The organism is Nonomuraea sp. NPDC051191, assembly GCF_044455665.1.
Taxonomy (GTDB): domain Bacteria; phylum Actinomycetota; class Actinomycetes; order Streptosporangiales; family Streptosporangiaceae; genus Nonomuraea.
Genome location: NZ_JBITEZ010000030.1, coordinates 1 through 23225, shown reverse-complemented (window position 1 = coordinate 23225; position 23225 = coordinate 1). Strand labels below are relative to the sequence as shown.

The 23225-nt window shown below is 72.0% G+C and carries 27 protein-coding genes; 15 read left to right on the top strand and 12 right to left on the bottom strand.

Going from position 1 to position 23225, the window contains the following annotated elements; genetic code table 11:
• The first annotated feature begins 13 nt into the window (after positions 1 to 13).
• From ACIA8R_RS49905 to ACIA8R_RS49895, 3 genes are all read left to right on the top strand, one after another.
• On the top strand, positions 14 to 943 hold the full coding sequence (locus tag ACIA8R_RS49905; protein ID WP_397045018.1) for an anion permease: 930 nt from the start codon (positions 14 to 16) through the stop codon (positions 941 to 943).
• Positions 940 to 1572, top strand: coding sequence for a DUF47 domain-containing protein (locus ACIA8R_RS49900; RefSeq protein WP_397045016.1), 633 nt, complete (start codon positions 940 to 942; stop codon positions 1570 to 1572). The genes ACIA8R_RS49905 and ACIA8R_RS49900 overlap by 4 nt, the downstream gene beginning before the upstream one ends.
• A gap of 137 nt (positions 1573 to 1709) precedes the next feature.
• Entirely contained in the window at positions 1710 to 2963 is a 1254-nt protein-coding gene (locus ACIA8R_RS49895) for a valine--pyruvate transaminase (protein ID WP_357707291.1), read from the top strand.
• 37 nt (positions 2964 to 3000) lie between these two features.
• Here the strand turns inward: ACIA8R_RS49895 and ACIA8R_RS49890 are convergent, their stop codons facing one another.
• Positions 3001 to 4080 carry a Gfo/Idh/MocA family protein gene (locus ACIA8R_RS49890; protein ID WP_397045013.1) on the bottom strand — a complete coding sequence of 360 codons (1080 nt, stop codon included), beginning with the start codon at positions 4078 to 4080 and terminating at the stop codon, positions 3001 to 3003.
• Positions 4081 to 4170: 90 nt separating this feature from the next.
• Between ACIA8R_RS49890 and ACIA8R_RS49885 the strand changes: the two genes are divergently transcribed.
• The 3 genes from ACIA8R_RS49885 to ACIA8R_RS49875 all read left to right on the top strand — a co-directional run bounded on the left by ACIA8R_RS49885 (position 4171) and on the right by ACIA8R_RS49875 (position 6416).
• A complete protein-coding gene (locus ACIA8R_RS49885; RefSeq protein WP_397045011.1) occupies positions 4171 to 4773 on the top strand; it encodes a TetR/AcrR family transcriptional regulator in 603 nt (200 codons plus the stop codon).
• A gap of 143 nt (positions 4774 to 4916) precedes the next feature.
• Positions 4917 to 5501 (top strand): RNA polymerase sigma factor, encoded by a 585-nt coding sequence (locus ACIA8R_RS49880; protein ID WP_397045009.1) that lies wholly within the window; start codon positions 4917 to 4919, stop codon positions 5499 to 5501.
• Between the two features lie 3 nt (positions 5502 to 5504).
• Positions 5505 to 6416 carry a CU044_5270 family protein gene (locus tag ACIA8R_RS49875; protein ID WP_397045007.1) on the top strand — a complete coding sequence of 304 codons (912 nt, stop codon included), beginning with the start codon at positions 5505 to 5507 and terminating at the stop codon, positions 6414 to 6416.
• Positions 6417 to 6435: 19 nt separating this feature from the next.
• On the opposite strand, the gene ACIA8R_RS49870 is transcribed toward ACIA8R_RS49875, so the two are convergent.
• Positions 6436 to 6939, bottom strand: a complete 504-nt coding sequence (locus ACIA8R_RS49870) for a hypothetical protein (RefSeq protein ID WP_397045126.1) — start codon at positions 6937 to 6939, stop codon at positions 6436 to 6438.
• Between ACIA8R_RS49870 and ACIA8R_RS49865 the strand changes: the two genes are divergently transcribed.
• The 6 genes from ACIA8R_RS49865 to ACIA8R_RS49840 all read left to right on the top strand — a co-directional run bounded on the left by ACIA8R_RS49865 (position 6878) and on the right by ACIA8R_RS49840 (position 11024).
• Positions 6878 to 7345: a TetR family transcriptional regulator C-terminal domain-containing protein gene (locus ACIA8R_RS49865; protein ID WP_397045124.1), complete on the top strand. Its 468-nt coding sequence runs from the start codon at positions 6878 to 6880 to the stop codon at positions 7343 to 7345. The genes ACIA8R_RS49870 and ACIA8R_RS49865 overlap by 62 nt on opposite strands.
• A 99-nt stretch (positions 7346 to 7444) precedes the next feature.
• Positions 7445 to 7771: a PadR family transcriptional regulator gene (locus ACIA8R_RS49860; RefSeq protein ID WP_364097184.1), complete on the top strand. Its 327-nt coding sequence runs from the start codon at positions 7445 to 7447 to the stop codon at positions 7769 to 7771.
• Positions 7768 to 8124: a DUF1048 domain-containing protein gene (locus ACIA8R_RS49855; RefSeq protein WP_364097187.1), complete on the top strand. Its 357-nt coding sequence runs from the start codon at positions 7768 to 7770 to the stop codon at positions 8122 to 8124. Before ACIA8R_RS49860 ends, ACIA8R_RS49855 begins: the two co-directional genes overlap by 4 nt.
• A gap of 1 nt (position 8125) precedes the next feature.
• Entirely contained in the window at positions 8126 to 8452 is a 327-nt protein-coding gene (locus ACIA8R_RS49850; protein WP_397045004.1) for a DUF1048 domain-containing protein, read from the top strand.
• A 107-nt stretch (positions 8453 to 8559) separates the two neighbouring features.
• Complete coding sequence (locus ACIA8R_RS49845) at positions 8560 to 8991, top strand: hypothetical protein (RefSeq protein ID WP_357707302.1); 432 nt, start codon at positions 8560 to 8562, stop codon at positions 8989 to 8991.
• On the top strand, positions 8988 to 11024 hold the full coding sequence (locus tag ACIA8R_RS49840) for a M48 family metalloprotease (RefSeq protein ID WP_397045002.1): 2037 nt from the start codon (positions 8988 to 8990) through the stop codon (positions 11022 to 11024). The genes ACIA8R_RS49845 and ACIA8R_RS49840 overlap by 4 nt, the downstream gene beginning before the upstream one ends.
• Before the next feature lie 12 nt (positions 11025 to 11036).
• Here ACIA8R_RS49840 and ACIA8R_RS49835 read toward each other — a convergent pair whose 3' ends face one another.
• The 4 genes from ACIA8R_RS49835 to ACIA8R_RS49820 form a co-directional block, all read right to left on the bottom strand.
• Entirely contained in the window at positions 11037 to 11624 is a 588-nt protein-coding gene (locus tag ACIA8R_RS49835; RefSeq protein WP_364097194.1) for an isochorismatase family protein, read from the bottom strand.
• A gap of 125 nt (positions 11625 to 11749) precedes the next feature.
• Entirely contained in the window at positions 11750 to 13027 is a 1278-nt protein-coding gene (locus ACIA8R_RS49830) for a serine hydrolase domain-containing protein (RefSeq protein WP_397045000.1), read from the bottom strand.
• Positions 13028 to 13137: 110 nt separating this feature from the next.
• Positions 13138 to 13470, bottom strand: coding sequence for a nuclear transport factor 2 family protein (locus tag ACIA8R_RS49825; protein WP_364097200.1), 333 nt, complete (start codon positions 13468 to 13470; stop codon positions 13138 to 13140).
• Positions 13467 to 14840 carry an MFS transporter gene (locus ACIA8R_RS49820; protein ID WP_364097203.1) on the bottom strand — a complete coding sequence of 458 codons (1374 nt, stop codon included), beginning with the start codon at positions 14838 to 14840 and terminating at the stop codon, positions 13467 to 13469. Before ACIA8R_RS49820 ends, ACIA8R_RS49825 begins: the two co-directional genes overlap by 4 nt.
• Before the next feature lie 99 nt (positions 14841 to 14939).
• Here ACIA8R_RS49820 and ACIA8R_RS49815 point away from each other — a divergent pair, with 99 nt between their 5' ends.
• The 3 genes from ACIA8R_RS49815 (at position 14940) to ACIA8R_RS49805 (ending at position 17816) form a co-directional block, all read left to right on the top strand.
• Positions 14940 to 15620, top strand: coding sequence for a TetR/AcrR family transcriptional regulator (locus ACIA8R_RS49815; RefSeq protein ID WP_397044998.1), 681 nt, complete (start codon positions 14940 to 14942; stop codon positions 15618 to 15620).
• Between the two features lie 455 nt (positions 15621 to 16075).
• Positions 16076 to 16945 carry a hypothetical protein gene (locus tag ACIA8R_RS49810; RefSeq protein ID WP_397044996.1) on the top strand — a complete coding sequence of 290 codons (870 nt, stop codon included), beginning with the start codon at positions 16076 to 16078 and terminating at the stop codon, positions 16943 to 16945.
• A gap of 43 nt (positions 16946 to 16988) precedes the next feature.
• Positions 16989 to 17816, top strand: a complete 828-nt coding sequence (locus ACIA8R_RS49805; RefSeq protein WP_397044994.1) for a methyltransferase domain-containing protein — start codon at positions 16989 to 16991, stop codon at positions 17814 to 17816.
• Between the two features lie 19 nt (positions 17817 to 17835).
• On the opposite strand, the gene ACIA8R_RS49800 is transcribed toward ACIA8R_RS49805, so the two are convergent.
• From ACIA8R_RS49800 to ACIA8R_RS49775, 6 genes are all read right to left on the bottom strand, one after another.
• Positions 17836 to 18213, bottom strand: a complete 378-nt coding sequence (locus tag ACIA8R_RS49800) for a GntR family transcriptional regulator (protein WP_357707312.1) — start codon at positions 18211 to 18213, stop codon at positions 17836 to 17838.
• Positions 18210 to 19031: a hypothetical protein gene (locus tag ACIA8R_RS49795; RefSeq protein WP_397044992.1), complete on the bottom strand. Its 822-nt coding sequence runs from the start codon at positions 19029 to 19031 to the stop codon at positions 18210 to 18212. Before ACIA8R_RS49795 ends, ACIA8R_RS49800 begins: the two co-directional genes overlap by 4 nt.
• Before the next feature lie 256 nt (positions 19032 to 19287).
• On the bottom strand, positions 19288 to 20697 hold the full coding sequence (gene purF / locus ACIA8R_RS49790; protein ID WP_357707314.1) for an amidophosphoribosyltransferase: 1410 nt from the start codon (positions 20695 to 20697) through the stop codon (positions 19288 to 19290).
• 16 nt (positions 20698 to 20713) lie between these two features.
• Positions 20714 to 21781 (bottom strand): branched-chain amino acid aminotransferase, encoded by a 1068-nt coding sequence (locus ACIA8R_RS49785; RefSeq protein ID WP_357707316.1) that lies wholly within the window; start codon positions 21779 to 21781, stop codon positions 20714 to 20716.
• A gap of 25 nt (positions 21782 to 21806) precedes the next feature.
• On the bottom strand, positions 21807 to 22160 hold the full coding sequence (locus tag ACIA8R_RS49780) for a nuclear transport factor 2 family protein (protein ID WP_357707318.1): 354 nt from the start codon (positions 22158 to 22160) through the stop codon (positions 21807 to 21809).
• A gap of 33 nt (positions 22161 to 22193) precedes the next feature.
• A partial coding sequence (locus ACIA8R_RS49775; RefSeq protein WP_397044989.1) for a thioesterase domain-containing protein occupies positions 22194 to 23225 on the bottom strand: 1032 nt, incomplete at its 5' end.

Genomic DNA, 23225 nt, shown 5'->3' with positions numbered 1-23225 from the left:
AAGGCGGCCTCCCGTGCCCTTAGAGGTTGTGCTCGCGGCCGTCTTCGCCCTGGTCACAGGCGTCAACGACGGCGGCGCCCTGCTGGCCCCCGGCCACAAGCTGCCCACGGTACGGCCCCGTACCGGCATCGCCGTGCTCGTCGCGATGAACGCGCTGGTCCCCCTGCTGACCCAGGAGGTGGCGCAGACCTTCACGCGACGCCTGGCCACGCCACAGGGCCCGCACGCCCGGCAGGCGGTGGCGGTAGCGGTGATCGCGGCGCTGGTCGTCGTCCTCACCCTCAGCCATTTCGGCAAGCCCACCAGCCTCACCCTGGCCATCGTCGGAGGGCTCACCGGGGCCGGGATCGGCTGGGGGATGCCCGTGGCGGCCGGGCCGGTGGTGCTCGTGCTGGCGGTGGGGCTGGCCGCGCCGTTCGCCGGGGCGCTGGCGGCGCCGCTGGTGGCGCGGCTGCTGGGCGCCGTGACCGCGAGCCGGGGGCTGGCACGCTGGCACTGGGCCGGGTTCGCCGTGCAGAGCCTCGCCTACGCCGCCAACGACGGCCAGAAGATGACGGCCGTGTTCGTCCTCGCACTGGGCGTCCCGGACGCGCCGCTCCCCGTCACGCTGACGACCGCGGCCCTGTTCGGCGTCGGAGCGCTGTACGGCCTGCCCAAGGCGGGCCGCACGCTGAGCATCGAGATCGTCCCGGTCCGCCCCCTGTACGGCGTGGCCGCGCAGGCCGGCTCCGGCCTCACCGTGATCGGCTGCGCCGCGGCCGGTCTGCCGGTGAGCATGACCCAGGCGGTGGCGGGCGGGTTGATCGGGTCGGCGATGGCGGAGGGCGGCGGCAGGGTGCGCTGGCACGCGGCCGTCAAGATCGTGCTGGCCTGGCTGCTGACGTTGCCGACGAGCGCCCTGCTGGCGGGGCTGGGGGCACTCGGGTGGGGGATGGTCGTGTGAGCCGGCTGAGCCGGGTGCGTGACCTGCTGGCCGGGCGCATGGACACCGCGCTGACGGAGGCCCTGGCCGGACAGCTGCGGGCGACCAAGGAGGGCGCCCGGCTCGCGCTGGCCATGGTGGCGGGCGAGATCGACAACACGGGCGCGCACGAACGCATGCGGACGATCGAGCACCTCGGCGACACCCAGCGGGCCCGGCTGGTGGTGGCGCTGGAGTCCGTCCTGATCACCCCGATCGACCGGGAGGACCTGTTCCGGCTCTCGCGCGCCATCGACGACGTGCTCGACGCGTTGCGCGATTTCGTCAGGGGAGCCCACCTGTACCGGCTCCCCGGGCAGGCCGGCTTCACCCCGCTGCTCGACCAGGTGATCGTGGGCATCGAGGCGCTGGACGAAGCGGTCCGCGCGCTGGCGTCGAAACCGTCGGCGGCCGTCGGGGACGCCCTGGCGGCCAAGAAGGCGGGCGGCGCGGTGCGCAGGATGTACCAGTACGAGATCGCCCGGATCTTCACCGGCGAGCTGACCGCGGACAAGATGAAGGAAGGAGAGCTCGCCCGCCGCCTTGAGATCGCGGGCACCGCCATCGCGGCCGCCGCCGACGCCGCGGCCGAGGGCGCGATGAAGCGCTGATGCGACCGTGAAGGTGCCGGAACCCGGTTCGGGTGCCGCCTTGTGCGGCGACGGCGAATGCGGTGGACTCAGTTGATCACGAGAAACCGCGGGGATGTGCCGGTGTCTCGGCCAGATCCGAGAAGGGGCAGGCAAGAATGAGGTTATCGCGGAGCGGTCAGAAGATGTCTGACATGTCGGGCCTGCGGAGCATCATGGAGGACGTCGCCACCTCCACCGCCTCGGGCGCGTCCGACTGGCTGAACCTGAGCATCGGCAACCCCGCCCAGATCAAAGAGGTCCTCGACGCCTGGAAGGACCTGACCGCGACGGTCGTGGCAGAGGACTACGCCTCGACGACCAGCCGGTACGGCCCCTCGCGCGGCATGCCCGCCATGGTCGACGAGATCGTCGCCCACTTCAACGCCCGCTACGGCTGGGGCATCACGGCGGACAACGTCGTGGTGGGACCGGGCAGCCAGATGCTCTTCTTCATCGCCACCGCCCTGTTCGCCGGCCAGGCCGCGGACGGCTCGCTCCAGCGTGTGGTCCTGCCCATGACCCCGGACTACGCGGGCTACCTCGGACTGTCCATGGACCCCGACGGCGTGACCGGCATCGCCCCCGAGGTCGAGCTGACCGGCGACAGGTCCTTCCGCTACGCCTTCGACTTCGACGCGGTGGAGCGGTGCCCCGAGGTCGGCATGCTCCTCCTGTCCAGCCCGAGCAACCCGACCGGCCGCAGCATCGACGGCGACGAGCTGGCCCGGCTGGTCGACGTGGCGCGGCGCCGTGATGTGCCGCTCATCGTCGACCACGCCTACGGCGCCCCCTTCCCCCGCGTCGCCGCCTCCCGGGTGGCGCCCCAGTGGGACGAACACCTGATCAACTGCTTCACCCTGTCCAAGGCGGGCCTGCCGGCCGAACGCATCGGGTTCGCGATCGGGCCGTCCCGGTACATCCGTGCGATGGTGTCGTTCATGGCCAACTCCGTCCTGCACGCTCCGCAGCTCGTGCAGCTGGTGGCGGCCAGGGCGATGTCCTCGGGGCTGCTGGACCGGCTCGCCACCTCGGCGATCAGCCCGTTCTACCGGGCCCGTCGCCTCTACGCCGAGCGCCTGCTGGCCGATCTCCTGCCGGACTCCGTCGCCTGGCGGCTGCACGAGGGAGAGGGCGGGATGTTCTGCTGGTTGTGGATCGATCACGACTGGTTCGACGACATGGCCCTGTACCAGCTCATGAAGACCAAGAAGGTCTTCGTCGTGCCCGGCCGCCACTTCTTCGGGAAGCCGATGCCGGCGTCGCACGCGACGCGGTGTTTCCGGATCAGTCTCACCCCGGAGGAACCCGTGATCGCCGAGGGCGTGGCGAGGATCGCGGAAGGACTGCTGGAACTTCGCCGGTCCTCCTGAGGCTCACGCCGTCCCGCCCTCGGCGGCGCCGGACGGGTCACGCGACCTTCTGGGAGATCCCGTCGGCCGCGGACCGTTCGACGGCGGCGAGGAGGCGGTGGTGGCGCAGGGCCGTCTCGAAACTGGGCTGCGGCTGCCGGCCTTCGGCGATGGCCCGGGCGACCTCCTGATAGAGGGCCGCGATGTTGGCCGGCGGGCCGGACCGGACGCCGGCCGGGACGGTGCGATAGCTGTCGGGCATGGTCAGGACGTCGTCGCCGATCCTGACGTCCCAGTCGCCCCAGTGGATGAACGTCCCGCGCTGGACCGGGGTGGCGGTCAGCGTCCCGTCGCTGCCGACGAGCTTGAGCAGGAACGCGTCCTGGATGGGACCGTGGCCGCCGTGCACGGCGACGGAGGCGGTGGCGCCGCTCGCCAGCAGTCCGTGCAGCAGCACGTGGCTGGGGGTGGCGTTGGGCACGGTCCGTTCCGTCCCGGTGACCAGGACGCGGTCGTGCGTGCGGGGCAGCCGGGCCGAGACCTCGGCCATCGGGCCCGCGACCCGTTCGAGGGTGGCCAGGAAGTGGCCGGCCATGATGGTCAGGATGTCGGTCCCCTCCGCGGGGTCGAGGCCGAAGACCAGTTCAGGCCGGATGCGGCTGCCGCCCCAGGGCGCGCCCTCCGCGACCAGCGCGACCGATTCGAGCGTGCCGATCCGGCCGTCGGCCAGGAGGTCGGCGGCGAAGCGGGCGCTCGGCGCGTGGTGCCCCTGGAGGACGACCGCGTGGACGACGCCCGCGGCGGTGGCCGCCTCGGTCAGCTCGCCCGCCTCGTCGGCGTCGACACCCAGCGGCCATTCGGACACGACGTGCTTGCCGGCGTCGAGCGCGGCCCTGATCACGGCGGCGTGCCCGGAGGCCTTCACCGAGACGACGACGAGGTCGACCTCGGGGTGCCTGGCGAGTTCGCCCGCGTCGGCGAAGGCGTGCCGCACGCCATGGGCGGCGGCGGCCCGGTCCGCGCTCGCCTGCTTGGTGGTCGCGACCGCGGTCACCTCGAACGCCTCAAGCGCGGCGAGCGCGGGCAGGTGCGAGCCGTCCGCCCAGCCGCCGGCCCCGACAACTCCGACTCGGATCATGCGTCACTCCTTAGTTGTGTACCTAGCGGTATGAAACTAGGGCAGTGCGGAGCCGTCACGCAAGAGATAACGTACCGATAGGTATAGAACTTGGCAGAGAGCACGGAGGACCGCATGCCCGGGGGACGCCCACGCTCGTTCGACGCGGACGCCGCACTCGACCGCGCGCTGGAGGTGTTCTGGCGGCAGGGCTACGAGGGCACCTCGCTGACCGACCTGACCACCGCGATGGGCATCAACAAGCCCAGCCTCTATGCCGCCTTCGGCAACAAGGAGGAACTGTTCGGCAAGGTCCTCGCCCGCTACCTCGACGGCCCCGGCGCCTACACCGCCGCCGCGCTGGACGCGCCCACCGGCCGCGAGGTCGTCGAGCGGCTGATCCACGGAGCCGTGGCCCTGACCACGGGCGAGGACACGCCCGAGGGCTGCCTCTGCGTCAAGAGCGTGCACGCCGGCGGCCCCGACTCGCACGCCGTACGCCAGGACGCCGTCGCGGTGCGCAAAGCCGGTGAGGCGGCGCTGCGCAGGCGGCTGGAGCAGGCCGACGACCTGCCCTCCCACTACGAGCCGGCCGCCCTGGCGGCACTCGTCCACACGATCTCCGACGGCATCGCCGTCCAGGCGGCGGCCGGTCGCGGTCGCGACGAGCTGCGGCAGGTCGCCGACCTGGCGTTGCGCGCCCTGCTGGACTGAGCCTGCTGGACCGAGGCCGCACTCCTGCCGCCTGATCGGCCCGCAGCGGGCGCTGACCGCGAGACGTGTCGAGAAATATGGAACTTCGCCCGCGTTCATGGCAATTACTCGTGTCATGTTCGAGGACATCCGAGAGGCGACAGATGCGACACGAGAGCCAGGCGGCTCCCTCCTCCTGGCCCCAAACCGCCGAGGGCCCGTCGCCCTGGCGCGAATCCGAGCGGTTCGCCGTCCTGTTCACCCGTCACGCCCCCGAGCTGAAGCGCTACGTCATGCGGCGGCTGGGCCCCGAGCCGGCCGACGACATCGTGGCCGAGACCTTCGCCGTGGCCCTGCAACACCTGGCGTCCTACGACGGCGGCAAGGGCAGCGAACGCGCCTGGCTCTACGGGATCGCCACCAACCTCGTCAGCCGGCACCGGCGCCGTGAGATCGGCCTGTACAAGGCGCTGAGCCGCACCGGCGTCGACGCCGTGATCGAGCCGTTCACGGACGAGGTGGACCGGCGGGTGAGCGCGGGCGGGGCGAGCAGGCGGCTGGCGAAGGCGCTGGCCGGGCTCTCCCGGGCGCACCGGGACACGTTGCTGCTGGTGATCTGGGGCGAGCTGACGTACGACGAGGCCGCGGCGGCGCTCGACGTGCCCGTGGGGACCGTCCGGTCGCGGGTGAACAGGGCGAGGGCCAAACTGCGCCGGGTGCTGTCCGACATCGATCCGGAAGAGGGGTAGACCGTGGTGAACGAGATCGAGATGCTGCGCCGGATGCGCGACGAGGTTCCCGAGCGGCCCGACGTGTCGCAGGTCCGGCTCAGGATGGCCGCGCACCTGGAACGCGCCCCCGCACGACCGAAGCGACCGGCGTACCGGCTGAAGTTCGGGCTCGCGCTGGCCGCGGCGGGGGTGCTGGCGGCCGCGACCGCGGCGGTCCTCGTCCCGGCCGGCGGGGACGAGCCGCGGACGCGGCGGCCGGCCGTGCCGAGCGCGGCGATGGTGCTGGAACGGGCCGCGCTCATGGCGACCCGGAACGCACCCGCCGAGATCAGGCCCGACCAGTGGTTCTATCTCAAGGAGTCGCAGCACATGGGGGCCGACCTGCCGACGTTCGAGACCTGGGACCGCATGGACGGGACCAGGTCGGCGCTGCGCCAGGAGGGCGGGGAGCTGAAGATCGGCCCGGCCGAGAAGGGATCGACGACCGTGCGGCGCACCCAACGGGAGGTGGCGGCCATGCCCGCGGATCCCGACGCGCTGCTGCGGTACGTCCGCGACGACGCCTCGACGCCCATGCCGTTGTCGATCTGCGGGCCGGAGTGTCCGCCGGAGATCGCGCAGGACGTCAAGGCGTTCGGGACGATCGGGTGGTACATGAAGTTCGGGCCCGTGATCCCGCCGGATACGGCCGCGGCCATGTTCCGGGCGCTGGCGAAGATCCCGCACGTGTCCGTCGAGGAGAACGCCACGGACATGGACGGCCGTCCCGGCGTCGGCGTGGTCTTCGACGCGGGTCAGTTCGGCAAGCTCTCCTACGTGCTCAGTCCGGGCGACTACCGCTATCTGGGGGTGAAGGCCGTGAGCGACGGCCAGAGCGTGGGCATGTCGGTGCTCGGCTCGGGGATCGTGGACCGGCCGGGTGACACGCCCTGATGAGCGCCGGCGGCGGGCTTCACAACATCCCCAGCACGCGCTCCCATCGGGTCTGCAGCCAGCGCCGGTAGAAGACCTCTTCGAGCAGGCTGTTGACGACGAACACCACGACGATGGCGGCCAGGAGCGTGACGGGGTCGACGCTCGCCGCGTAGTCGCTGGGCGACTCGGCCGGCGGGCCCGCGTAGGTGAGCGCCAGCCAGAGGGCCACCGGCGCGACGGGGCCGTAGTGACGCCAGGCCGCGGGCCTCTCGTGGAGGAGGCCCCGAGCCGCGGAATCGCGCCGCGACAACCAGAACAGCAGCACGGGTACGGCGAGCAGAAGACCGGCCTTCAGCAGCGTGTGGGCCGGTTCGCCGCCGCCCGCCACCCGTGGCGCCACGGCGAAGGCCACGGCTGACACCAGGAGAACGACGGCCTGGACGCGAAGCCCACAGCCTGGCGGTGCGCCGAGGTCAGGGATCGTCCTGGGCGGCAGCAGCCGGGCCGAGGCGGTCGGCAGAAGCGTCGCCAGGCGCGTCATCGGCCACCTCCGGGCGGATCTGCCGGGCAGGCGGCGCGCCCAGCTCCTCCTCGAAGAGATGCTTCCGCTCGACGACGACCGCCGCGTCGAGGTGGACGTATGGCTGGCGTGCCTGATGCGCTCGCGTATGGACGAGTCGCCGGCGGAGCAACGCCGCGAGGGCTGGTCGGGCGAACGCCACCTCTGCCGTCTGGCGGTCGCCTCCCGTCACGGCCTGCCGCATCCCGAACGCATAGGGCAGGAGTTCGCCGACGCCGGCCCGGAAGGGCAGGCCATGCGACTTCACGTGTTCATGGACGGCCTGACGCTCCAGACGGCGGCCTGTCCGCACCACTTCACCCCCCAGGCCGTGCGCCGGATGGTCCACGACGAGCTGTGCCGCCTCGCCGAGGCGCCGTCGCGGTGACCGCGGGACGTCCGCCGATGGCTGGGCCGATCTCGCTACTCTGTGGTACTTTATACTGGTACTCGGTGCCACCGGGTACCGGGAAGAAGAGGATCCGCGATGGACGGCCTGACGGAGATGCTGAAGGGCACGCTTGAGGGCTGCGTGCTGGAGATCATCGGCAGCGAGGAGACCTATGGGTACGCGATCACGCGCCGCCTGAACGAACTCGGCTTCACCGACGTCGTCGAGGGGACCGTTTACACCATCCTGCTGCGCCTGGAGAAGAACAGGCTCGTGCAGGTGACGAAACGACCGTCCGGGGTGGGCCCGCCGCGCAAGTTCTACGCGCTCAACGAGGCGGGGCGCGAAGAACTCGCGACGTTCTGGGCGAAGTGGGAGTACATCACAACACGGATCGACAGCCTCAAGGAGGTCGGAAGATGAACTTCTGGGAGACCATCACGGGCAGCGATCTCACCAGGGAATGGAAGGCGTTCGAAGCCCGGGCCGGGGCGTTGCCGGCCGACCACCGGGCGGCGTGGGAGCAGATCAAGCAGCACCTCTACCCCCACGCGGACTTCACCGGCCGGAACCTGATGCCGATCCTCGACAGCGCTCTGGGGCTGCTCGAAGAGGCGGCGGCCGACGGGCGCGGCGCTCACGAGGTGCTGGGTGACGACATCGCGGGCTTCTGTGCGGCGCTGGCCGGCGGTGAAGGGGCCCGGAGCTATCGCGACCGCTGGCGCGAGCAGTTGAACAGGAACGTCGCAAGGAAACTGGGCCGGCTGGGAGGCTGACGTGGGCATCCAGGACATCATCGAAGGCAAGAAGCAGTGGCGGGCGCACCTGGCGCGGGTCAAGGCGCTCCCGCCGGACTACGAGATCGTCTACAAGGAGGTTCAGAAGTACTTCTTCAAGGTCGGACCGGTCGACCTGCATGACGGGCCCCTGCTTCCGGGGATCGTCGACTTCTTCGAGGAGGGCGTCGCGGCCGGGAAGGGAGTGCTGGAACTCATCGGCACCGACGTCGCCGCCTTCTGCGACGACCTGATCAAGGACTCGCGCACCTACGCGGACGTCTATCAGGAGTCCATCACCGGGAAACTCGGCAAGGCCCAGCAGTAGGAAAAGGGCGGGAGGTGCGACCTCGTCCGGCCTGTCATGATTCAACGGACAGTGACCGTCAAGGCTGCCTATATTCAGGGAACAGCATCCCCCTGTTGGAGGCCTAGGTGTCCGATGTGCTCGCCAAGGATCTCAGCCGCCGAGTCGTGACGAGAATCGCCCCTTCCGAACTGCCGCTGTTCGACCAGACCTGGGCCGCGCTCGGCGGCAGGAACAGGCCGAGGTCTCGCCGGGATCCGCTCGGGTTCGGGTTGCCAGGGGTGGACGAGCTGCTGGTGACGGCCATCGTCTCCGGCGTCGTGACCACCGTGCTCGCGGACGTGGGCAAGGACGTCGGCTCGTGGACGGGCCGGCTGATCGGCCGGTTGCGCCGTCGTCCGCGGGAGCTGCCCGAGGGCCCGCCGCCGTTGCCGCCGGCCCGGCTGGCGGAGATCCGGACGGTCGCCTACCGCAAGGCCCGCCGGATGGGCATGTCGCAGGCGCAGGCCGACGCGCTGGCCGACGCGGTGGTGAGCGAGCTCGCCCGCAATCCGTCATGAGAGGCCGTCTCCCGTCGGCCACCACGTCCGCGTTCGTCCTGCTGATCAGCCTGACCTTCGCGACGACCGCGATCTACCGGCCAGGGGTGTTCGACCTGCTGTCGGTGCAGGGGGCGGAGGTCGCGGCGAAGGTCAGGGAGGCGTGTCAGCTGGCGGCGCTGAAGGGCCTGGACGACCCCGCGTGCGAGGTGGTGAGGCGTGGGGCCCGCCAGGACCTCCGGCTCGGCGTGCTGCTGTGTTTCGCGACGCTCGTCCTGCTCACCGGGCTTCAGTACTGGTTCGGCCCGGCCTGGCGAATCCGCCGCAGGCGGCTGCGTCCGGTCGTCGGCGAGGTCCACGACGAGCTGCGGCGGATGGCCGGGGAGGTGCTCGGCGGCCGCCGGGTCGTCTTCCTGCTCGACGTGCTCAACCCCGGGGTGGCCGGGCTGGCGTTCGGTCGCATCGGACGCAGATATGTCGTGATCAGCCGGGGCACCTGGATGTTGTTCGAGCGCGACCGGCCGCTGTTCCGGGCGGTGGTGCTGCACGAGCTGGCGCACGTGCGCAACCGGGATCTGACGATCACGGCGGTGACGCTGGCGATGTGGCGGTCGTACGCTGCGGTGATCCTTGTGCCTGGCCTGCTGGCCGCCGTGAACGGGATGTTGTCGGGGCGGGCGCCGTTCCTGCGGTCCGAGCAGATGCCGTTCGGCTCGAACGTGATGTTGTCGTGGTTGTTCGCCGTCCAGATCACCGGTCTGGCGGTGCTGTCGTGGCTGACCCGTTCGGTGGTGCTGCAGTCGCGTGAGCTGCTGGCCGACGCCCGCGTGTTGTCCTGGCAGGAGGACGCCACGCCGCTGCGCCGCCTGTTCGAGCAGGCGCCGGCCGCGCGCCGCCGGCCGGTGTCGCTGCGGGTGCGCACCCACCCGCATCTCGCCGTACGCCGGGCCGCGCTGGACGGGCAGGCGCCGCTGGTCCGCCAGGGCTTCGTCTTCCCGCTGGCCCTGGGCGGCTGTTTCTCCCTGACCATGGATCCCGCCACGTCGCTGACCGCGCAGGGACGCACCAATACGTTGCCGTGGCCGGCGGAGGCGTTCGCCCTGCTGCTGGCCGTCGCCCTGGGGCTGCGGGCGTTGCGGGCCGTGGGGGCGCCCGGCGACGCCGTGCACGTGCCGCTGGGCCTGGCCGCGGGGCTGGCGGGCGGCTGGGTGCTGGCGCCGAGCAGGCTGACGGACCACGCGCTGGCTCCGTTCCCCGTGTCGGTGCAGCTCGGCGGGCTGGTGGTGCTCGCGGTGGCGGGCCTGCTGCTGGGGTTGTGGGTGCGGTGGGTGGCGAGGGTGTGGGCGCCGCGGGTGCGCGGCCTGTGGTCGGCGCTGGCGCCGTTGTCGCTGATCGCGGCGGTCGTGACGCTGAGCGCTCGGATGTTCTACGACGTCCAGACGCAGATCATCGTCGCCCACGTCCAGAAATATCCCGCCGTATCGGAACCGCTGGCCCAGGTTCTGATCACGGCGCAGATCATGCTGGACTCCCGGCTGTCGGGGGGCGTCCTGCTGCTGGTCGCCATCGTCCTGCTCATGCTGGCCCCGATGGCGGTGCGGCTGGCCGCCCTCGGCGAACGCCGGCCGCCGGCGCCGCGCCGCAAGGGCCGCCTCGCCTTGGCCCTGGCCTGCGGAGCAGCCGCGGCGGTGATCACGGCGGTCGTGTCGAGCACGGTGAACGGCTACATCTTCCAGCGCTCCGGCGCCACCGTGTCGGGCCTCATCGCCGCCGGCGCCGCTTCCGGCGCCGCCCTGGCGGCCGCCGTGGCCGGTTGGTCCAGGACGTCGCCGGTCGCGAAGGGCATGGTGACCGGACTGGCCGCCGCGGTGCTCTACGCCCTCGTGCTGGAGCTGGTGGTGCTCCCCCTACGGGCGGCGCTGCCATGGATGCTGCACATGATCATCCTGGAACGCGTGCTGGAGGCGGCGCTGATCGCCGGTCTGACCACGGCCCTGCTGTCCCGGCTGCTGCCCGTCCAGGTGGCTCCCGTCGCCGAACCCGTACGAGGCTGAGGTCGGGGCTGTTCAGGCGACGACGGGTTCGCCGCTCAGTGCGACCCCGGCCCGGCGCAGCTCGTCCAGTGCGGTGCGCGTGGTGTCGGCGGCGACGCCGGCGGTGTAGTCGAGCAGGACCTGCACGGTGAAGCCCGCGCGAGCCCCGTCCAGCGCGGTGGCCTTCACGCAGTGGTCGGTCGCGATGCCGACGACGTCGAGGTCGACGACGTCACGGGCCTTCAGCCAGGCCGACAGCGTCGTGCCGTCCTGGGTCGAGCCCTCGAAACCGCTCTTGGAGGCGGAGTGGGCGCCCTTGAAGAAGACCTCGTCGACGTACCCGGACTCGACGGCGGGCGCGAACTCCGGGTGGAACTCGCCTCCCTCGCTGCCGACGACGCAGTGCACGGGGAAGGAGTCCTGGAAGTCGGGGTCGTCGGAGAAGTGGGCGCCCGGATCGATGTGGTGGTCACGGGTCGCGATGACGAAGGCGTACTGCCCGTCGGCGCTCCGGAGCAGCTCGGCGATGGCGGCGGCTCGATCGGCGCCGCCCTTCACCGGAACGCTGCCGCCCTCGCAGAAGTCCTTCTGCACGTCGACGATGATCAGTGCACGACTCATGGAAATCCCCTCTCCCCGACTGTCGCAATGAGTGTATGGGATGTCACATTGAGTGCTCTCGGGCGAGGCGGCATGGCGTGCGGCAGCCCGGCCCTGGCCAGGGCCGGGCTGGACGACTCGTCGATCTAGCGCTTGACGGAGAGCAGCCGGTCCACGGCGAACGGGACGATCTCCGGCTGCGCCGCCTTCGTGCGCGCCGGGCTCTGGCCGCAGAGCCCCAGCAGCAGGTAGTCGACGGTGGCGTAGTCGATGGGGCTGATCACGATGTTGCCGTTCTCGTCCAGGCTCTGGTACTTCGTGCGGTTGACGCCCATGGAGAGCTGGCGGGCGCCGTCCGGGCTGGTGTAGGAGTCGGTGGCCATGCCGAAGACGCCGCCGCTGTGCCCCCAGAACCGTCCGCACGGCAGGTCGGTGGCGTAGATGCCGAGGCCGTAGGCTCCCGACACCCCGGCCACGGGCACCGTCTTCTGCATCTCGGCCAGCTCGGCGGGGCGGAGCAGCTCGCCGCGCAGCAGCTTCCGGTAGAACTGGTTGAGGTCGTCCATCGTGGACACGACCGCGCCCGCCGTGGTGATCCACGACATGTTGTAGACGCTGTAGTCCTTGGGCGGGTCGATGAAGCCGAACATCGACTCGTACGCCTTCGAGTGCGGGCCGGGGATGACCGGCGTGCGCGGGAAGGACGTGTGCCGCAGGCCCGCCTTGCGGATGACGTTGCGGGTGATGTACCGCTCGGCGTTCTCGCCCGTCACCTTCTCCAGGAGCAGGCCGGCGATCAGGTAGTTGGTGTTGGAGTAGATCCCCGGCGTGGCGCCCGGCTCGCCGGTCGGCGTGGCGGCCAGGCCCAGGTCGACCAGCTCGCGCCGGGAGAAGGCGCGGAAACGGTTGTCGTCGAGGCTCTCGAACGTGCCCTGGAGCAACGAGGGGAAGGCCGGGCCCACGTGGTCGGCGATGTGGCTCGTGTGATTGAGCAACATCCGTACGGTGATCTTCTGGCCGCGCTCGCCGGGCACCACGTCGGGCAGGTAACGGGCGATGGGGGCGTCCAGTTCGACGGTGCCGCGGGCCACCTGCTGGAGCAGGGCCACCGCGGTGAACGTCTTGGTGATGCTGCCGACCCGGTGCACCATGTCGGGGCGCACCGGACGGTTCGTGGCGACGTCCGCCACGCCGGCGGCGCCCCGCCAGTCGCGTTCCCCGTCGCGGACGGCGGAGTAGATGCCGTACATGCCGGCCTGATGCACGGCGTCCAGCGACCGGCGCAGCGCCTGCCGGTCGGGCCCGGTCTCCCGCGCCGGGGTGGGGGCGGCCTGGGCCGGGGTGGCCGCCGCCAACATTCCGGCGGTCAGGGCGGCGGTCAGGGCGGCGGCCGAGGCGTTCTTTCCAAGCGTCCGGATGGTCATGGCGTAAGCATGATCCGAACGCGGCTCGGCGGTCAGTCCCGGCTGTCATCGGCTCCACATGACAGGAGTCATGATCGGTGGCGCGGGGGTCCGGCCCGCTCCCCGGTCGTCTAGACGAAGAAGCCGATGATGCCGCTGATGCGGTCTCCCCTGAACTCGACCACGTCGTAGCCGGTGGCCACCGTGCCGAGCCGCCAGGTGAACAGGGCGCGGTCGTGGTGGGTGCTGATCACGGTGCCGAGGGTGAAGCGGAGGTCGCCGAACTTCCCATGGGCCCTGCCGATCGCCTCCGACAGCTCCGCGTGCCCGCGCAGGCCCGCGTAGTCGGGGTCGGAGTAGAGCGAGTCGTCGGTGAGGACGGCCTTCATGAGCGCGTCACGGGCGGCGCGGTCGCGCTCGTTCCAGATGTCGATGTACTTGAGGATGAGGTCGTCGGTGTTCATGCGCTTGCTCCTTCGAGAGTGCGGGACCGGGAGGGTTCGAGGGCGAGGGCGGTCAGGCCCCCGGCGACGGTGAGCGCCGCGGCCGCCCATCCGGCGGCGTGCAGGCCGCCGAGCAGGTCGGGCGAGGCGGTGGTGATGGCGACGATGACGGCCAGGCCCATGGCGCCGCCGATCTCCTTGGCGGTGCTGGCGATGCCGGAGGCGACGCCCTGCTCGTGCGGCGCGATGCCGGACCCGGCGGAGGCGAACAGGGTGACGAAGGCGACGCCGCCGAACAGGCCCCAGACGACGCTGCCGGGCAGCAGGGTCCAGAAGCCGCCCGCGGGTGTGGTGCCCATGACCATGAGGGCGATGCCGACGCCGGTGCCGACCGTCGAGACCGAGAGCGTCGTGCGGATGCCCCACCGGCCGAGCGCCGCCGGGGCGATCTTCACGGCGGCGAACATGCAGACCAGCGTGAGCGGCAGGAAGCTCAGCCCCGCTTGCAGGGAGCTGTAGCCGAGGACGGGTTGCAGGTAGGAGGTCAGGACGTAGTAGCCGCCGCCGAGGGTGCCCTGGAAGACGGCGATCACGATCATGGTGGTGGCCAGGGAACGGCCGCGCGCCAGCCGTAGGGGGATCAGCGGGTCGCGGGTGCGCGACTCCACCAGCAGGAACGCCGCCAGCAGGAGGGCGCCGGCGATCAGCGAGCCGTAGACGCGGGGCGAGTCCCATCCCGAGTCGGGGCCGCCGGCCAGCCCGAACACCAGCAGGGCGGCGCTCCCCGTGGCCAGGAGCGCGCCGGGCAGGTCGAAGGAGCCCGGGGTGCGGGCGGGGTCGGCGGGCAGCAGACGGGGTGCGGCCAGGGCGCACATCAGCGCCAGCGGCACGTTGACGTAGAACACCCATTCCCAGCCGAGATAGTTGGTCAGCACGCCGCCCAGCAGTGACCCGGCGGCCAGTCCCGCGCTGCCCGCCATGCCCCAGGCGCCCAGGGCCCGGTTGCGGGCCGGCCCCTCGGCGAATCCCCGGTAGATGAGCGTGAGGGTGGCGGGCGTCAGCAGCGCGCCGCCGACGCCCTGGACCGCGCGGGCGGCCACCAGCGTCTCCGAACCGTTCGCAAGCCCGCCGGCCAGCGAGGCGACGCCGTACAACGCCAGTCCGGCCATGAACATCCGGCGCGGGCCGAGGCGGTCGACGGCCCGTCCGCCGAGAAGCAGGAGGCCGCCGAGGCCGATCGCGTAGGCGCTGACCACCCATTGGACCGACGACGGGCTGAAGCCGAGCGCGTGCCCGATGTCGGGCAGCGCCACGTACACGATGTTGTAGTCGAGAGCCACGATGAGCTGCGTCAACGCCAGCAGCCCAAGGCGCAGTCGAGGCGAATCCATAGATGCCTTCCTGCATGCCGAAGAATTACTACACGGCGTTCACCATAGAGCACGGCGTTCAATAGTCAAACCCTGTAGGGTGTCGGCATGGAAGCGACCATGAGCAGACGCGAACGGCTGCGCGCCCAGACCAGCGCCGAGATCAAGGCGATCGCGCTCAAGCTCATGGCCGAAGGCGGCCCCGACGCGATCTCGCTGCGTGCCATCGCGCGCGAGATGGGCATGACGGCGGGCGCCATCTACAGCTACTTCGCCACGCGCGACGACCTGGTCACGACGCTGATCGGCGACGTCTACACCTCGCTCGTCGAGGCCGCCGAGGCGGCGCGCGACGCGGTGCCCGAATCCGACGTCGGCGGGCGGATCATGGCCTGGGCGCAGGCCGTACGGGACTGGTCCCTGGCCAACCCCGAGGGCTTCCGGCTCATCTACGGCGACCCGGTGCCCGGCTACCGGGCGCCGGACGACAGCCCCGGCATCGCGGCCGAGGTGCGCGCCTGCACCGGCATCACCGGTCTCGTCGCCGCCGCGTGGCCGGTCGCCGGGCGCGCGAGCCAGGGCTATGACTGGGCCGACTTCGACCCCGGGCTGGTCGCGCACACCCGGGAGACGTTCCCCGACCTGCCGCCCGCGGGGCTGGCCCTGACCATGCGCGTGTGGGGGCGCATGCACGGCCTGATGGCGCTGGAGATCTACGGGCACCTGCGCGGGCTCGTCCACGACCCGGCGACCGTCTTCCGCGACGAGATGCGCGACCTCATCGCCTCACTCGGGCTGTAGCGCCCCGAAGGGAAGGTTCACCCGCGCCGCCCGGCCCTCACGCGTGGCTCGGGGCGCGGCCCGGCGAAGACCGCGGCCGCGACGAGGCACAGGAACCGCGGCCGCGCTCAGACCGGCCACGTTGAAGCCGTGGATCGCGGCCCCGGCTCCGCCGTAGCGGCTTCCGGCCGCGTCGCGGAGCCGGTCGCGGCTAGAACATGCCGTTGGCGTTGGCGGCGGTGTCCGGGATGGGCTGCATGACGTCCCAGTGCTCGATGATCTTCGCGCGGTCCATCGCCTGCGGTGCAGCGCTGCATGGACGAGGGGCACGCGCCCGCGGGCGTCGCCGCCACGGTCGCGCTCGATCTCCGGCACCGTCGGGCCCGTCGCATGCCGATGCCGATGGGCGACGAGTCTGGAAGGATCACGTCCACCCTTGCCGACGGCTTGCGACACGACATGAAGGAGTGCATAGCGTGACACCCGAGACGGAACCGGCGACCGACCTCAACGGGTGGGAGGCCGCGCTCGCCGGCGCCTTCGCGACACTGCTCGGCGGAGAGCCGGCCGCCGACCCTGCCGCCAGGTACGGCGTGTACTACGCCTCGGACTCCCTCGACGAGTTCCTGTTCCCGAGTCCCTGGGCCACCCCTGACGCGCTGTCGGCCGGGGAGCCGAGACATCTTCCGGATTCGGACGGCGAATACCCCTTCTCCCCGTGGACGTGGCGGTTCGACCTGAGCGAGTCGCTGTTCAGCTTCGACGCCGAACTCCTGGCAGGAACGGGACCGTGGGGCGCCGACGGCCACAAGGGCCCCCGGCCGTTCGACGACGCCTTCGTCGCCGACCTGCGGACCGTCTCCTCGATCGGCGAAGCCGGTGAGGCGCTGGCCCACGGCGCGGAGCTGGGGCCGCTCCTGGGCCTCCATGGCGTCGACCTGACCGGCCCGGAGTCCGGGAAACTGAACGGCTGGCTGACCGTGCTGCTGCGCGTCGCCACCGACGGCACTCTCACCGATGCGATGCGGGCCGCCACGTTCACCGAGCGCGGGCCCGGACACCTGGTGTCGGTTCAGGACATGGCCCGCGTCCGCTCGGCCGAGGAGCCCTGGGAGGAAAGGCTGAGCGCGGTCACGCATCCCGCGCTCCGCGACCATCTCCGCATGCTCTGCCTCTCCGAGGGCGACGCGCGCAGCGAGGGCGGCTTCTACCACGGCACCGACCACTGGCCGTGGGCCGACGTCCTGGAGGCGGTCGGCTGCTCCCTCGTCGCAGGCTGGGGCTTCGGCGAGTCCCAGGCCGGCACCGCCGTCGTACGACTGCCGGACAAACCAGAACCACGCTGACCACTCGCTGGCACAGTGCGTGGAAGATCGTGAGGATGTAGGCATGAGTTCATCGCAGCCCCTCGCCGACCCCGGGTCCGAGCCGGACCACCGTTACCTGCTCGACAACGCCCGGACGGAGGCGGGCGAGCGGTTCACCTGGCTGGCCGAGCTGTTCGACGGTGTCACACGGGGGCACTTCGACCGGCTCGGCGTGCAGGAGGGCTGGCGCTGCTGGGAGGTCGGTGCCGGAGGCCCCGGCATTCCCGAGGCACTCGCCACGGCCGTCGGGCCGACCGGTTACGTGCTGGCCACGGACATCGATCCGTCCTGGCTGGACCCGCACGGCGGGTACGAGGTGCGCCGGCACGACGTCGTCGGGGACCCGCCGCCGCAGCCGGGCACGTTCGACCTGGTGCACGCCCGGCTCGTGCTCGTCCACGTGCCCGACCGTGCCCGGGCGCTGGCGACGATGGTGGCGGCCCTGCGCCCCGGCGGCCGGCTGCTGATCGAGGACGCCGACACCGAGCTGCAGCCGCTGGCCTGCCTCGACGAGGTCGGCCCGGCACAGCGGCGCGCCAACCGGCTGCGGCGCGCCGTCCGGGAGTTGATGACCCGCCGCGGGGCCGACCTGCGCTACGGCCGTACGCTGCCGCGGGCGTTGCGGGCGGCCGGCCTGGTCGAGGTCTCGGCGGCCGGCTGCTTCCCGGTCGGCGGGGTGGCCTGCGACCGGCTGGAGGCCGCGACGGTGCGCATGGTCCGCGCCGAGTTGCTCGCCGCCGGGTTGGCCGACGACACCGAGATCGACGCGCACCTGGCCGCCGTCGACGCCGGCGAGCTCGACCTCACCCTCGCGCCGCTGATCTCGGCATGGGGACGCCGCCCGGGATGAGCCGGCGGCCGGGTGGCGGTCATGGCGAGGCCGGTGCTGCCGCGCCGGACGTCAGGGCCGCCTGGACGATGCGGATCGCCTCGGTCGCGTCGATGCCGACGCTGGCGATCACGGCGGCGTAGTCCGCGGCGGCCCGGCGGGCCCGTTCCCGGCCTTCCTCGCCGGCGGCCGCCACGAACGAGCCCGCCCGGCCGCGCGTTTCGATCAGCCCCGCCTCCTCCAGCTCCCGGTAGGCCCGGCCGACCGTGTTGACGGCCAGGCCGAGGTCGGCCGCGAGGTGGCGGATGGTCGGCAGCCGGGCGCCCACGGCGAGCGTGCGGTCCTGGATCTGCCGCGCGAGCTGGGCCCGCAGCTGCTCGAACGGCGGCACCGGCGAGCCCGCATCGATGACGATCATCGCAGGCCCACCGCGCGCCGCGCCGTGGCCGCGTACGACGGCGCCCTAACGTGGACGGCGACCAAGGCGAGCACCCCCGCCACCAGGAAGCCCGCCGAGGCGGCGCTCCACCACCCGGGCGCGAACCCGGACAGCAGCACCACCGGCAGCGCCCACAGCACAGCCGGCGCGGAGCTCTCGCGCGCGTCCTCGATCCGCATGACGACGTCGGCCGTCAGCGAGACCTCGTCCTCGGCCACGACGGGCCGGGCCAGCATCTCGCGCAGTTGCAGGACGGCGCCGAGGGCGACTCCGATCACGGCGACGAGCAGCACGACGGCGGCGTGCCGTGCGGTGCCCTCGGTGACGACCAGCGCGCTCACCCCCAGCGCGAACGCGCAGGCGAAGGTGGCGCCCGCCATGACGGCATGGGGCCGTCCGAGCAGGGCGGCCCAGCCGAGCTGCACCGGGTGGGTCACCCGCCGCGGCAGTGCCGCCCCGGCGCGCCGGTCGACGCGCCGCACCCAGGCGTCCAGCAGCACCTGGGTCAGCAACAGCGCGACGATCGACGCGCTCAGCGCCATCACCGGCACGATGCGGCCCGACCCGGACCCGCCGGAGGCGCCCGGCAGGGCGGCGACCTGTGCCAGGGAGGCCGCGACGAACAGCACGGCCAACAGGACGCTGCCCAGCAGTCGCACCCGCCGCCGCACCGCCAGGCGCGTGGCCAGCAAGGGCGTCGGCGGGCCGTCGCTCAGACCGTGCCGCCGCAGCCAGGTCTCGGCGCACCGGATGTCCGCCGGCGGAGGTCCGGCGTCGGACATGGGAGTGTTCGTCATGCCCTCTCCTTTTGTCGCAAGCTTTGTAGCAACATGATGCGTCATTGCTTGAGACAAAGTCAACGTTCCGCGGGCTGTCGGCGACCCGGTCCGGCCGATGGTGGAGACACCCCGGCTGCTGCTGAGCCCGCCGGTACATGGTCCAGTACAACATCGCCAAGCCCTGACCCCCTTCGCAGAGGCGCCGCGGTCCGGTGGGCCGCGTCGCCCCTGCGGGTCGGCCGACCACGCCCAGAAGCTCCTCCGGGTCCCGGGGTCAGCGGCCTGCGGTCGCGGTGGTGGTCAGGGGGAGGGGGAGCGGTAGGGGGTAGGTGCCGGTGAAGCAGCCGTCGCAGGTGCGGCCGCCGCCGATCGCCCGCTTCATCGCCTCCAGTGACAGGTAGCCGATCGAATCGGCCCCGATCAACTCGCCCACCTCCGGTACGGACCGGGCGCGCGCGGCCAGGTCGTGCTTCGTGCTGATGTCGACGCCGAAGAAGCAGGGCCAGCGCAGCGGGCTGGACGCGACCCGCAGGTGGACCTCCGCCGCACCCGCGCGGCGCAGTTTCGTCACGACGGCGCGGGCGGTGTTGGCGCGCACCACCGAGTCGTCGATCAGCACGACGCGGCGGCCTTCGACGGTTTCCGGGATGGCGTTCAGCTTCAGGTCGACCGCGTGCCGGCGTTCGCCGTCTGCCGGCATGATGAACGAGCGTCCCACGTAGGTGTTGCGGATCAGCGCCTCGGCGTACGGGATGCCGCTGGCCGCGGCGTAACCGAGGGCCGCGGGCCGGGCGGTGTCGGGCGTGGGGACGACGACGTCCGCGGCGGCCGGGGCGTCGTGTGCCAGGGCCGCGCCCATCGCCTGCCGCACCTGCTGCACGCGCCGGCCGTTGAGCATCGAGTCGGGGCGGGCGAAGTAGACGTACTCGAAGATGCAGGTGGACGGCGCCGGCGAGGCGAAGCGATGGCTGAGGACGCCGTGCGGGCCGATGGAGAGCAGCTCACCGGGCTCGACCTCGCGCAGGAAGGCGGCGCCCACCGCGTCCAGGGCGGTGGTCTCGGAGGCGGTGATCCAGCCGCCACCGGGCAGGCGGCCCAGGCACAGGGGCCGGAAACCGTTCGGGTCGCGTGCCGCCAGCAGGCCGTCGGGCGTGGCCACCGCCAGGCTGAACGCCCCGGACACCCGGGGCAGCACGGCCAGCATCGCCGCGAGCGTGTCGCCGTCCTGGTCCGACAGCGCCCGCACGAGCACCGGGGTGTCCGCGTCCGCCTCGCCGGTGCGGTCGACGTGCCGGCGTCCGGCCAGGTCGTCAGCGTCGTCGACGGCGAGCAGGTTGCCGTTGTGCGCCAGCGCGAAGCGGTGGCCGGCGCGGGTCGATCCGAGCAGCGGCTGGATGTTGCTCTCGCCGGTGCCGCCGGCCGTCGCGTAACGCACGTGGCCCACGGCGGCGGTCGCGTGCGCGGCGTTGAGCGCCGACTCGTCGAAGACGTCCTGGACGAGGCCGGTGCCCCGGTGCCGGAACAGGCGGCCGTCGAGGGCCACCACGATGCCGGCGGAGTCCTGGCCGCGGTGCTGAAGTGCGAGTAACCCGTAGTAGGCGAGGCGGTCGAGACGATCGCCGGACGATTCCGGCTGGTAGAGGGCTACGACGCCGCAGCGCTCGCGAACTTCGTCAAAACCCACAGGAGGCCCTTCTCTGTCAGTGGATGTGGTGCATCCATCCATCGGGATCCGGTGCGATGCCGTGGTGCAGGTCGACGAGCGCGGTACGCAGCGCGCGGGTCACCGGTCCCGGCGTGCCGTCGCCGATCGTCCAGTCGCCGTCGCGGTCGCGGACCCGCCCGACCGGGGTGACGACCGCCGCGGTGCCGCAGGCGAACACCTCGGTGATGTCGCCGTCGAGGCACTGGCGGCGCCATTGCCGCAGGCCGATGCGCTCCTCGCGGGGGGTCAGGCCGAGCCGGGCGGCGAGGGTGAGCAGCGTGTCGCGGGTGACGCCGGGCAGCAGCGTGCCGGACAGCCGCGGGGTCACCACCTCGGCGCGGGAGCCGTGGCCGCGTACGAAGAACAGGTTCATGCCGCCCATCTCCTCGACCCACTCGCGTTCCGTGGCGTCGAGCCAGATGACCTGCTGGCAGCCGGCCGCCTGCGCCTGCTGCTGGGCGTTGAACGTGGGCGCGTAGTTGCCGGCGATCTTCACGTCGCCGGTGCCGCCGGGGAAGGCCCGCGGATGCTCGTGCGCGACCCAGACCGACACCGAGTCCACGTCGTCGCCGAAGAAGCCGCCGGTGACGAACGCCATCAGCAGGAACCGGTAGGTCCGCGAGGGGCGCAGCATCAGGGTCCGCTCGTCGCCGTACATGAGCGGGCGCAGGTAGAGGCTGTGCGAGGGGTCGTCGGACAGCCAGCCCTCGTCGTGGCGCACGAGGTCGTCGATGGCGGTGACGAACAGCTCGTCGGGCAGCTCCGGCATGGCCAGCCGGGCCACCGAACGGCGGAACCGGCGGGCGTTGTCCCAGGGACGGAAGACGGCCATCGACCCGTCCGGCTGCCGGTGGGCCTTGAGCCCTTCGAAGGCGACCTGCCCGTAGTGCAGTCCGACCGTGCCGGGGTGCATGGCGAGGTCGGCCAGCGGGAGCAGGACGGGCCGGGTCCACTGCTGTTCGGGCGTCCACTCGATGCCGACCATGTGGTCGGTGAACGCGTCGCCGTGCCCGGGATCGATCACCGGCTTGGTGCGGGTGGCGGTGTGCAGGATGCCTGCCATGGCGGTTCCTTCCCGTGGATCGGGGTCAGACCAGGGGGACGAAGAAGAACGTGTCGCGCCGGGTGATCAGGCCGGCGTCGTCGTAGCTGAAGAAGTCCGCGAAGCGGTGACCGGCCGGCCGGTCGTCGCGCAGGGTGCCGGTGAAGGAACCGTGGACGGCGGCGGTGGCGCCGTCGACGACGATGCCGGTCAGGGTGTGCCGCCCCGAGCGGATCGGCCGGTCGTGCTCGTAGAAGTGGCGCAGCTGGTCGCGGCCGATCAGCGGGGGGAACCCCGGCCGGTGGTAGCACAGGTCCGCGGCGAACAGGCCGACCAGTTCGGTGACCTGGTCGTGGTCGATGAGCTGGTAGAAGTGGCGGATGTCGGTGGTCGTGGACACGGGACCTCCTCGGCGTGGGGTGGCGGACGACGGTCAGACGCGCGACCGCGCCGGGGCCTGCAGGATCGGCCCGACGATCGCGGCCATGGCCGGGCTGACCAGGTCGCTGTGGCCGCAGTCGAGCCGGTGGACGTCGACGCGTCCGGTGGCGTAGGGCGTCCACGCGTGCCCGCCCGGCCAGTCGGCGGGCCGCCCGGCGGTGGCCTCGACGAACGTGATGTCGCCGTCGAAGGCGGCGCTTCGGTGCACCCGGGCGGCGTTGAGGTTGCTGGCGAACACGTCGAGCAGCGCGGCGATCTCCGCCTCCTCGATGCGGGCCAGCGGGCTGTCGGAGCCGCGCACGATGCGGACGAACGCCGCCCGGTCCAGCGACGCGGGCGAGCGGTCGGCGGTGAGCAGGCCCAGCTCGGCCAGCAGTTCGGCGAGCACGGCCGGATCCTCGGCGTGGACCGGCCCGCGCGCCGCGGCGACCTCGGCCGGGTAGCCGTCCAGCAGGGCCAGCAGCTCGACCCGCTCGCCGTGGCGTTGCAGGTCCACCGCCACGGCGTGGGCCACGACCGCACCGAACGACCAGCCCATCAGCCGGTACGGGCCGTGCTCCTGGACCGACCGGATCAGCGCGGTGTACTCGTCCACCATGGCCGGGACCGACCTGGTGGCACCCGGCTGCCCGAGGCCCCTGGCCTGCAGGCCGTAGAACGGCCGGCCGGGGTCGAGGTGGGGGACCAGCGCCGAGTAGCCCCAGCTGGTCCCGGTCGCCGGGTGGACGCCGAACAGCGGGACGCGGTCACCGGCGGTGCGCAGCGGCAGCAACATCGGGAACGTCTGCCTGCCGGCCCCTTCGGTGGGGTGGTCGATGTGGTGGGCGATGCCGGTGACGGTGGGGTCGGCGAAGATCTGGCGCAGGGGGAGTTCGGTGTCGAAGAGCGTCCGGATGCGGCTGACGAGCCGCATGATCAGGAGGGAGTGTCCGCCTAGGTCGAGGAAGTTGTCGGTGGGGCCGACGTCGGTGACGCCGAGGATGTCGGTGAAGAGTCCGGCGACGATCTCCTGGGTGGGGGTGGT